The sequence below is a fragment of the Mycobacterium sp. genome (assembly GCF_032162105.1).
Classification (GTDB): Bacteria; Actinomycetota; Actinomycetes; order Mycobacteriales; family Mycobacteriaceae; genus Mycobacterium.
Window position 1 is genome coordinate 1 of sequence record NZ_JAVRPS010000068.1, and the last position, 10,097, is coordinate 10,097.

The following is a 10,097-nucleotide window of genomic DNA, read 5'->3' on the forward strand; positions in this document are numbered from 1 at the left end:
CGATTATTCGTGGAGTCCGCCGTAAGTCTATTGGTGGACGGCATGTTTAACGCCGACGGACGAGCAGGGAAGCGTCATGGTGACGAATTGTTCGCGCGGCGGTCCCTTGACCAATCAGTCGAATTACCGCCGGATTCGTCCCGTCACGGACACCGGTACTATTGCACAGCGCAGCACGGTTGTCGCGAACAACACGAGCCGACCGATACCGCGACGCTGACGTGCTGCACGCTCGGTGTCGTGTCGTGACCGTCTAGGCGGAGAGGGGGCCGCGTTGGCAACATCGGGTGACGAAGTGGGGCAAGCGCCTACGGGACAGGAGGTCGCCGCATCCGGCAGCGGTGAACCCGTCAATCGGCCCCAGCGACCGCCGGAATTGACGGGCCCTGAGTACTGGTTTAACTGGGGGTTCGCCGTCGTACTGGTCGTCGTGTTCGTCGTAGCAGGCATCATTCTTTGGCAATTCGTAGACAACAGTGGCATTGATGAAGCCCATTGGCATCGTTACGTTTACGTATTCAGCGCCTACCACGCGCTCGTATTCACCGCCGTGGGATGGATCTTCGGTCGGGAGGTACACCGCTCCACAGCAGAACGCGCCATAACGGACGCCAAGGAGGCCAGGCAGGAGGCGACGGCCGCAAAACACGAAGAAAAACAGGAGGCGCTGAACGGTCGCGCGCTTGCGGAAGCCGTCAAAGCTTCAGTCCACGCCTTGGGTGGTCTGCAAGGCTTCATCGATGCGTCGTCGACTGATGCAACGGCAGCGGCGTCGCAGCTGAATCGCCTTAAGCGCATTGCCGACCAGCGTTATCCGTAACTACGGCGCGATGATCCAAAGTCAGCAAGCGAGGCGCGCTATCGCGTGCGGTTGGTGATTCCGCGCTTCGCGGAGGCCATGCGAATGAGGGCCTCGGTGACTCGGTCTATACCCAGTTCGCCTGCGCTGACGGCCTGCTCGAGCCGATCCGGCACGGAGGGGACTTGGTCGGTGGTGATCCACAGCGCGGTGTCGGCGCCGGCGCGGCGCGGGTCGCCGACTCGGCGAACACCGCCAACAGCCCTAATCGCCGTGCGTGGCACATCATGGCCGCGCGCACCTCGTCGTCGGCGGGAGTGATGGGGAGGCACCGCTTGTGAGCGGATTTGTGAACGAAACGCGGCGCAACTGCCCGTATGGCGTGGAACGCCGCGTGATGGCGTGGACGCGGGACTAGCGGTGGCCTGCACGTTTGAGACACCGGCATCGACATGACGCTGTCACCGGTTAGCTCATAACCCAGAGGTCGCAGGTTCGAATCCTGTCCCCGCTACCAATGAAAGTGGCTCTGACCAGGCCAAACGGCCGCCAGCATCAGCTGGCGGCCGGTTTGTTTTGTGAACGCTTGTGAACGAGCGGCGGTCGCCGACCTCCGACTCGAGAGGTGGCGCACATCGACGACCTCGACCCCGCCACAAGAAGTACTTCTTGATGATTATCATGATCTGTGACAGTGTTGCCAGGTGACTAATTTTGACCCGGCGACGGGACCCGACGAAATGCTCGACTGGGACAACGTTTACAAACAGGAATCCGACGTCATAGAGGGACCGGCTCCGTGGAACATCGGCGAGCCCCAGCCAGAACTCGCCGAATTGATTCGGCAGGGCAGGTTTCGGGGCGACGTACTCGACGTGGGATGCGGATTTGCCGAATTGTCACTGGGTCTGGCCGCGCTGGGGTACACCGTCGTGGGTATCGACATCACGCCGACGGCGGTCGCTGCGGCCACGGCGGCAGCGGCCGAGCGCGCCCTGTCCACCGCGACCTTCGTGCAGGCCGACGCCACTTCGTTTACCGGCTATGACGGCCGGTTCTCCACCGTGGTGGACAGCACGCTGTTCCATTCCCTTCCGGTCGGGCTCCGTGACGACTACCTGAAGGCCGTCTACCGTGCAGCCGCCCCGGGTGCGTCCTACTTCATCCTGGTGTTCGCCAAGGGCGCGTTTCCTGCGGGATTGGCAGCCAAGCCGAACGAGGTGACCGAAGACGAGCTGCGGGCGGCCGTCGCCAAGTATTGGATCGTCGATGACATTCGCCCGGCATCGATACACACGTTGTTGCCCCAGTTCAGCAGGGCGGCGCCGCGAGTCTCATTCCCGGCCTTCGAGATCGACGAGAAAGGCCGGCCGAAGCTGGCGGCGTGGCTACTCACCGCGCACAAGCCGGGCTAAGTCGAGCGAGTTCGTCAGCGAACCGCACGAGTCATACGACTGATCGTCGGCAGGAAGAGCCGGCGACGGCACTCGACACGAGGAGGCACCGCAAATGAAGATCACCGTGTTCGGCGCGACGGGCGGTATCGGCAGACAACTGGTCGCACAAGCACTCCAACACGGGCACGACGTGACCGCGGTGGTGCGTGACGCCGACCGCTTGCCCATCAGCGACGTCGCGCTTGACGTCGTAACCGTGCCCGGACTCGAGCAGCCCGACCTACTGTGTTCTGCGCTAATGGGCAGCGACGCGGTCCTCTCGGCCGTGGGCCCGCGGGGCCGGAAGGACGGGCCGGTGGCGTCGACGAGTACCCGCACCATCCTGCGCGCGATGCAGTCCACGCGAGTGGCTCGATTGGTCGCGGTGAGCGCAGCTCCGGTCGGGCCCGTCCCCGACGGGGAGAGTGCGCTCAATCGCTGGCTGCTCCTGCCGATCGTGAGCAGGTTGCTGCGAAGCGTCTACACGGATCTGGGCGAGATGGAGGCCGAATTGCTCCGCAGTAGCGCGGCGTGGACTGTGATTCGGCCGCCAAAGCTCGTTGACAAACCGGTCACCGGAATCTACCGAACCACGTTGGGGGGCAACGTTCCCCGCGGCTTCTCGATATCGCGGGCTGACGCCGCACACCTGATGCTCGCTGCATTGGATCAACCCGCGACGGTCAAGCAGGCCGTCGGCGTCGCCTACTGACAACACTTACGAAGGGAGTATCGACGATGACCACTGCGTATGTCGCCGTGACACTGGTCGTCGTTGCGGCCAACGGCTTTTCGGGGATTGCCGCTCTGCTGCACATGAAGGCCATTCTTCCCGGGATGGTGAAAGCCGGCGTGCCCGAATCTTGGCTGACCTTCCCGATCGGAACGGCCAAGACCGCCGGTGCGATAGGTCTGGCGGCCGGCCTGCTGGGCCTGCATCTCGTCGGTGTCTCCGCGGCAATCGGTCTCGTCCTGTTCTTCGTGTGCGCGCTCTACACCCACATTCGAGCCAGTGACTACAGCGCGCAGTTCACTCTCGCGATCGGCTTTCTGGCGCTCAACGTCGCTGCGCTGGTATTGGCGCTACGGGTGTGAAGGGCGCCGGAAACCTACCAGCACGTGAGGATCCGCAGAACCGCAGAACACTGCACGCGGTGTCATTCGAGGGCTCGGACCAATGTAGGGAACACGCGAGTGAGAGACAGTGGCGACGTCACGGGTCAGGAACAAGCTGTGTGACGCTGAGACTGAGGCGCGATCTGGCCCGTCTCGATGAGTGCTCGATCGTGGGCTGATCGTCCACCCGCCGCGTTCTCGGCCCGAGGACGATCAGTCGCTCATTACCCCCAGCACGTCCAGTTCGGCGTTGACGGTGAGCTGCGCCAGATTCTCGTCGATCGGCCCGGTCGGCAGGAACGCGCAGGGCCAGACAACGGGTCGGACCGACCTGCACACCCTGACTGCGCCCGTAGGCGTACTACCGCAGCGAGTGTTGGCTAGGGCCATCGCAGGACGACGATCGCGTTGTCGATCTTTTTGAAGGAGTGGGCGCGCCGCTCGTGATGCTTCAGCTGCCCCGATCTGAGGTAGAGAAGTCGGTCCGTCACCGATCTAGATGAGGACGCGTCTGTGATGTCGCTCCCTCGTCGTGACCGGCCCGTGCCGCATGCAGACAGACGGCCAGGCGGTTGGCCGCACTTACGTGAATCGCGCGGGCGTGCCTCCATGACATTGACGCCACCGGGCTAGCGTTAGCGGGGCCGTCGCCGCCACGGCGGTCACGGTCGGCGTCGGGAGGGGTACGCGGTCAGATGCGCTGCACCACTTGCGCATTGATCGCTTGGTCGAGGAAATCGGCCGGGACGTCCGGCCATTGGGGCTGCCACCGGGCGGACCGCTGGTCGGCACGTAGTTCCGAAAGCGTTGCGGCGACGTACGGACCGCCGTCGACGAGGTAACGCAGCATCCGCAACTGTGCGCACTGCGCCGCGACGACCGCGATCGTGGCCTTCGCCTCATCGACGTGGCCGGCGGCCGAAAGGCTGCCACCCAGCAGCCGACGCGCTCGCAACAACGCCTGTGGGCGGTTCGGCGTCGCCGTTCGATCGACCCACTCCTTCGCCCACCGGCAGGCAAGTTCCCCCTTGTCCGGGTCATCGGCGTCCATCAAGATCCGGATTGCCGTGGCCTCTTCAAACTGCAGGGTGATCTCGTCGATCGCGTCAACCGGTTGGCGGCGTAGTTCGTAGGACGTCGGCGGCGACGGATCAGACCCCGGATACGGCGCAAGCCCGAGGCGGGTGCGTTCATGCTCCGCCATTGCCCGCAACCGGTTCAGTGATAGCGCCTGCGCCACCCGGGCGGCCTCGTCAAGCCGTTGACCGGCCGCAAACCGGTCGCCCTGAAGGGCCTTGATCCTCGCGGCGATCACGTAGCGGGCGATCTTGAAGTCGACCGACCCACCCTCGGGCCCGAGTTTGTAGCCTTCCTCGAGCAGGCGGCCGGCCTCGTCGAGATCGCCTCGCTCGTAGAGCAATTCGCCTAGTGCCGAACTCGCCAGCCGAGCGGTGTAGGAGTGGCTGCCGCCGGACCGCTTGGCAATCTTGAGAGCCTTGCGGAAACATGCTTCCGCCGTCGGTATGTCGAGCATCAACCGGTGTGCGAGGCCCGTGTAGCAGAGGCCGTGAACGACGTTGAACGTGTCGCGGTTGCGTTCGGCGTACGGTGCAGCCCACGCCTGGATCCGGTTCACTTCGTCGAGGTTGTAGTGGTACGCAGCGGCGAAGGTCGACACGGTGGCGGCCACGCCTACGGCGAACGGACGCAGCTGATCTCTCCGCGCGAGGCAGGGCGCGATGTGCTCGTCGATGCCCGCGAGCCGGTCCGAGCGCAGGTCGGCTACTCCCCGCACAACCCCGCCTTCCGCGCGCAGGTCTGTGATTTCGTCGTCGCTCAGACCGCACGACCCCAGCCTGGATTCCATCAGGGTCAGTGCCTGTTCGGCAGCTGGAATCCGGTGCAGCACAATGTTGGCCCAGGCCAGGGCGAGCTGCAGCCGCGGATCCGAATGCACGACGGCGGCCGGCAGCTTGCCCACCAGTCCGATCAGCGTGGCCATTTGGGAATTCGCCACCAAGTAGATGCCATCATTCTCGACGAGCTGCAACGCCCGCTGGTCATCGCCGGCCGAAAGCGCGTGATCGACCGCCTCGCTGACCAAGCGGTGCTCGGCGAACCACGTCGAAGCCACGCGGTGCAACTGCACGACCCGCTCGGGTTCATCACGGCCGAGCCGGTGCCGCAGGAAGTCGAGGAACAATTGGTGGTAGCGGAACCACTGCTCGTCGATCCGGCGCAGGAACAAGTCGCGCTCCTCGACCTGCTCGAGCATCGCCTGGCCGTCCGGCACACCGGACAACGCCGACGCCAGGTCGCCGCTGATGCGTTCGGTGATCGATGTTGCCAGCAGGAAGTCGAGCATCGACGGTTCCAGGGTGTCGAGCACGTTCTCGACGAGAAATTCGCTGATCGCGTGGTGACGGCCGGTCATCGTGCCGATGAGCCGGACAGGATCGTCGCGGCCGCGCAGCGACAACGATGCCAGCTGAAGTGCCGCCACCCAGCCGTCCGTCTTGGCGGTGAGCTCTTCGACGTCGGCGTGGTCCAGGTCCAGCCCACTCAGGTCGACCAGAAAGTTCTCCGATTCGGCGACGTCGAAACGCAATGCGGTGGCGTCGATTTCAAGAAGTTCGTTCTGCATCCGCATCCGGCTCATCGGCAGGCCGCTCTGGCTGCGGCTGGTCACCACCACGCTCAGGCCGGCAGCGACGTTATCGAGCAGGTAGCGCATCGCCGTGATGGTCGCCGGGTCGGTGACGCGCTGCCAGTCGTCGATCACCAGCGTCATGCGAGTGCCACTCTGATGGATCTCATTGATCAACGAGGTCAGGACATAACGCTCGGCCTCGTCGCCGTGCTCCTCCAAGACCTCGCCGAGCTCGGTCGCCAGCGTGGGTGTCACCGCGCGGATGGCCTCGATCAGATGGGACAGGAACCAGACGACGTTGTTGTCGTCGTGGTCGACGGTCAACCAGGCCACCGCGACGCCTTCGGCGGTCAGCAGCTTCGCCCACTGGGCGGCAAGCGTGCTCTTCCCGAACCCGGTTGGGCCGTGGATGACCGTGAGTTTCTTGTCCTGTTCTCGTAGGACGTCGATCAGCCGCGCGCGGTCGACCAACGCCTTCGTCGACACCGGTAGCTGGAACCGGGTTGCCGGCGTCGGGGGCGTCACCATCCGCGCTGGGTAGCTACTGGATGGCGTGCCCGGCGACCGCGTGGGGTTGTACCGGACCGTCGGCGCAGGTATAGGCACGGGCATGTCGTCGACCGGCAAGCCATGCCGTCGCTGCACGTCGCGCAACTGCTCCCCGAAGGCCTCCGCGGTCGCCGGCCGGTCCTCGATATCGCGCGACATCGCCCGCTCGATTACCGCGCATACGTCGGTAGGCAGGCCGGAGTCCCGCAGGCTCGGCATCGGGTGCCTGGTTATCCGGAGATACTGGGCGACCATCTGCTCACCCTTCCGACGCTCGAATACCGCGTGACCCGTGCCGGCGCAAAACAATGTCGACGCCAGGCTGTAGACATCCGAGCTCACGTCCGGTGGTTGGCCGAGCAGCACCTCCGGGGCCGTATACGCCGGCGAACCCATGACCGCGCCGTCCGCGGTCTCGAACCCGCCGATGATGCGGGCAATCCCGAAGTCCGTCAGCTGCGGTTCGCCGTACTCGGTAAGCAAAATGTTCGCCGGCTTGACGTCGCGATGCAGGGTCTCGCGTCGGTGCGCGGTTTCCAACGCGCCGGCGACCTTGACGCCGATGTGCAGCGCGTCGGCCCACCCGACCGGTCCGTCGTCATGAATCTTGGTCTCCAACGAACCGTGCGGGTGGTACTGCATCACGATGTATGGCCGGCCGGTGGCGGTCATCCCGACCTGGAAGATGTTGACGATGTGCGGATGCCCGGACAGTTTGCCCATTGCGACCTGCTCGCGCACGAACCGCTCCAGGTTGTCGGGCTCGAGATACGCGGTCAGCACTTTCACCGCGACGGTGCGATCGAGCTCGCGCTGGTTGCAGCGATACACCACGCCGAACCCGCCTCGGCCGATCTCCTCGGGATCCTCGAAACCGGCAGCCACCAACTCCGCCGGGACCCCGGCGTGCATATCGCCCTGCGTCGGCAGGGGGTCGCTGCTGGCCATCGCTCGCCTCGAACTGCACCGGCGCCATGGCAGCACCATGGCCACCCAACCTGAGCATAAGCCGAACGGTCATCCGCCGGTGGCCGATGACCAAGCGAGTGCCGGGCGGATCGAAATCATTTCGGCCCAGGATCGTAGCCCAGCATCGTGGACACATCGGGAACGGATTTGGGAACAAAACGTGGCGCCACTGCCGAGATGGCGTGAAACGTGACGTGATGACTTGGACGCACAATCAATCGTGACCTGCAAGTCTGGGACGCGGGCGGCGACGCAAGACGGCCACCGGTTGGCTCATAACCCAGAGGTCGCAGCTTCGAATCCTGTCCCCGCTACCAAACGAAAACGGCCCTCGGAGATCTCTCCGGGGGCCGTTTTCATGCCGCTTGTGGGAATGATTTGGGAACATAGCCTTGGTCGCGTGGCCGGGTTTTGTGGCTGCAGTTCCCGTCGCCAGCCGCGCATAGCGGGGCAACGGTATTCACGCTCTTTTCACCCAGCGGCGGTACGCCGCGATCCACTTCGCGCCGTCGGGCTGCGGTGTAGGCAACGGAAGGTCCAGGATCGGGATGCGCTGCGTCGATCGGCCGCGCCCGCAGACGGCCATGATCTGTCCGTCATCGGTGAGGTCAATGCCTGCCACGGTGACGTCCACGCCGAGGACCACGGTGTGAAACGGCACGGCGAGACTGTCGTCGAGCATGGTGTAGAAGCCGGTCACGCACTCGCTGTCGTTGTGGCAGTCGACAGTCGCCTCCGCGATCAAGGCATCAAGCGCCGCGCAATTCGATCGGCCCATCCGGCCAGTTTTCCATCCCCGGGAACCACGCCTTTGCAAAGGCTATTTAGTGGTCGCGCGCCAGCCGCTGAGCACGTCCTCGACGCGCTCGCACACCTGCCGCCGAGCCGTCTCCCGGTCGACGTCCGACACCAGGAGCAGGTCATAGCCGGTGTCGACGTGCCGGACCGCGGCCGCAACGGCGAGCGATACGGCGTCGGGATCAAGGACCCGCCCGGCCGCGCTGCGTCCGATCCGGCCGCTGCGGTCTCGCCGGGCATCCGCATCTGGCGTATTTATGTCGTACGATGATGACGTGACTACGACACAGCCTGAGCTTGAGGCCTTGCTTGCTCGGGTGAATGACGCCACCAAACTGTTGCAGCGATCCGCAACCGTGCCGAGCTCGGTGGCCCAGCTCGTCGACAGTTTCGAGGCGACGCTGGGCGCGGCGACGCCGCTGCGGCTGGAGACCGACCCGTATCTGACAACGACGTTGTGGGCCGCAGCGTTTCGCGCGGAGAAAGCGCTTCGTCACGACAACGGTGAACAGCAGCGGCGTGATGTTCGCGTTGCACTGGAGCAGTTCCGTCATGCATTGCGCGACATTGTCGAGAGCCGTCCCTACGACGATGGTGCGCCGGTCCGCGATGTTCTGATCAAAACCGCTGACGCCGTGGGTGTTCCGCAGAAGACGTTGGCCGAATTGCTCGGCATTTCGGTTCGCCAATTGCAGCGCTGGCTCGCTCCCGGTGGTGCCGAGCCAGCTGCGGATGACGCCGCTCGGATTCGAGCGGTTGGCAATGTCGTGAATCAGTTGCGTCACTCGTTTACCGGTCCGGGTGTTATGGCCTGGTTCGACCGGGAGCATCCAGTGCTGAAGAGTCGCCCGATCGAATTGCTCGACGACCCCCTCTGCTATCCGGAGCTTCTCGGCGCGGCTACTGCGGTGCGTGCCACGACCGGATGAGATTCACGGCATTTCGACACGCCGCCTATGACTCACCATGGTGGGCGTTTCCCAGCTCCCGATCGGGTCGATTCAACCGCGCCACGCAGCACACGGTTCAGTACCTATGTCTTCACCCGCTGGGTCCGGCAGCCGAGATGTTGCGGGACAATGTCGGCCCAAGCGGGGATCCCGACGAGGTGATCTTGAACCTCTGGACGGCGGTGGTTGATGTCGGTGACGTCACACGAGTCGATTTCGACGAGTGCGCCAACTACGGTTGCACGCCGGATGAATTAGTCGGCGACTACTACGCCCCTACACAGGCGCTTGCCGATGAAGTGCGAGCCAGCGGCGCGAGCGCGATGGTGGTGCCGTCAGCCGCACTGCCCGGGACGCAAAATTTGATCCTGTTCGGCGCACGCGTCCTGCATCCGTTCCTCTGGCAACCGCTTGTATCCGAAGAGATTCCGACAGGACATCTGACTGATGGTGCGCGTATTGCCGCCGAGGTGGCCAGCCACGTCCGCTGGTTCGGAACTGATCACAGCGCGCATCGGCAGTGGAAAAGGACGGGCAATTATGACCTGTTCGATGATCCCTTCGCGACGCGGTGGTGAGCTGACGCACGAACGTGAGGCGCCAGCCTCCGCGCACGCGTCGAAGCGCTGCCCGCGCCAGCAGCAGCCTGACGGCAGGTGGTCCCAGAGCTTCGAGGGGTCGCCTGGGCGGCACCGCCCGTCAACGCCCGACGGGCCAGTGCTCGACCGTGATGTCGTCCATGGGGAAGTCGGCGGGGTTGCCCGTCGCCAGGCGAGCATCAATGCCCGCGGTGGCGGCGGCGATCAGGCAGTCGGCTTGGTGAAGGGTGA

The 10,097-nt window shown here is 64.6% G+C and carries 9 protein-coding genes and 1 pseudogene; 6 read left to right on the plus strand and 4 right to left on the minus strand.

Translation table 11 applies throughout. From position 1 onward, the window contains the following. Nucleotides 1–274 precede the first annotated feature (274 nt). The 4 genes from QOC69_RS03385 to QOC69_RS03400 all read left to right on the plus strand — a co-directional run bounded on the left by QOC69_RS03385 (nt 275) and on the right by QOC69_RS03400 (nt 3,330). Nucleotides 275–820: a hypothetical protein gene (locus QOC69_RS03385; protein WP_526436353.1), complete on the plus strand. Its 546-nt coding sequence runs from the start codon at nt 275–277 to the stop codon at nt 818–820. Between the two features lie 719 nt (nt 821–1,539). Then, nucleotides 1,540–2,214: a class I SAM-dependent methyltransferase gene (locus QOC69_RS03390; protein WP_526436369.1), complete on the plus strand. Its 675-nt coding sequence runs from the start codon at nt 1,540–1,542 to the stop codon at nt 2,212–2,214. A gap of 94 nt (nt 2,215–2,308) precedes the next feature. Next, a complete protein-coding gene (locus tag QOC69_RS03395) occupies nt 2,309–2,947 on the plus strand; it encodes an NAD(P)-dependent oxidoreductase (protein ID WP_526436355.1) in 639 nt (212 codons plus the stop codon). A 26-nt stretch (nt 2,948–2,973) separates the two neighbouring features. Continuing rightward, entirely contained in the window at nt 2,974–3,330 is a 357-nt protein-coding gene (locus tag QOC69_RS03400) for a DoxX family protein (protein ID WP_526436357.1), read from the plus strand. A 234-nt stretch (nt 3,331–3,564) separates the two neighbouring features. On the opposite strand, the gene QOC69_RS03405 is transcribed toward QOC69_RS03400, so the two are convergent. The 4 genes and pseudogenes from QOC69_RS03405 to QOC69_RS03420 form a co-directional block, all read right to left on the minus strand. Then, entirely contained in the window at nt 3,565–3,690 is a 126-nt protein-coding gene (locus tag QOC69_RS03405) for a hypothetical protein (protein ID WP_526436359.1), read from the minus strand. Nucleotides 3,691–4,042: 352 nt separating this feature from the next. After that, nucleotides 4,043–7,498, minus strand: a complete 3,456-nt coding sequence (locus tag QOC69_RS03410) for a protein kinase domain-containing protein (protein ID WP_526436361.1) — start codon at nt 7,496–7,498, stop codon at nt 4,043–4,045. Nucleotides 7,499–7,979: 481 nt separating this feature from the next. Further along, on the minus strand, nt 7,980–8,297 hold the full coding sequence (locus tag QOC69_RS03415) for a hypothetical protein (protein ID WP_526436363.1): 318 nt from the start codon (nt 8,295–8,297) through the stop codon (nt 7,980–7,982). A 42-nt stretch (nt 8,298–8,339) separates the two neighbouring features. Further along, a pseudogene (locus QOC69_RS03420) lies at nt 8,340–8,540 on the minus strand (DUF2293 domain-containing protein); the annotation flags it as partial. Nucleotides 8,541–8,592: 52 nt separating this feature from the next. Here QOC69_RS03420 and QOC69_RS03425 point away from each other — a divergent pair. Next, nucleotides 8,593–9,246, plus strand: coding sequence for an antitoxin Xre-like helix-turn-helix domain-containing protein (locus tag QOC69_RS03425; RefSeq protein WP_526436365.1), 654 nt, complete (start codon nt 8,593–8,595; stop codon nt 9,244–9,246). Further along, nucleotides 9,243–9,845 (plus strand): RES domain-containing protein, encoded by a 603-nt coding sequence (locus QOC69_RS03430; protein ID WP_526436367.1) that lies wholly within the window; start codon nt 9,243–9,245, stop codon nt 9,843–9,845. The genes QOC69_RS03425 and QOC69_RS03430 overlap by 4 nt, the downstream gene beginning before the upstream one ends. Nucleotides 9,846–10,097: the final 252 nt, after the last annotated feature.

Coding starts and splice junctions, on each gene's coding strand:
- QOC69_RS03400 (WP_526436357.1), top strand. CDS start 2,974: ATGACCACTGCGTATGTCGCCGTGACACTGGTCGTCGTTGCGGCCAAC.
- QOC69_RS03410 (WP_526436361.1), bottom strand. CDS start 7,498: ATGGCCAGCAGCGACCCCCTGCCGACGCAGGGCGATATGCACGCCGGG.
- QOC69_RS03390 (WP_526436369.1), top strand. CDS start 1,540: ATGCTCGACTGGGACAACGTTTACAAACAGGAATCCGACGTCATAGAG.
- QOC69_RS03415 (WP_526436363.1), bottom strand. CDS start 8,297: ATGGGCCGATCGAATTGCGCGGCGCTTGATGCCTTGATCGCGGAGGCG.
- QOC69_RS03395 (WP_526436355.1), top strand. CDS start 2,309: ATGAAGATCACCGTGTTCGGCGCGACGGGCGGTATCGGCAGACAACTG.
- QOC69_RS03430 (WP_526436367.1), top strand. CDS start 9,243: ATGAGATTCACGGCATTTCGACACGCCGCCTATGACTCACCATGGTGG.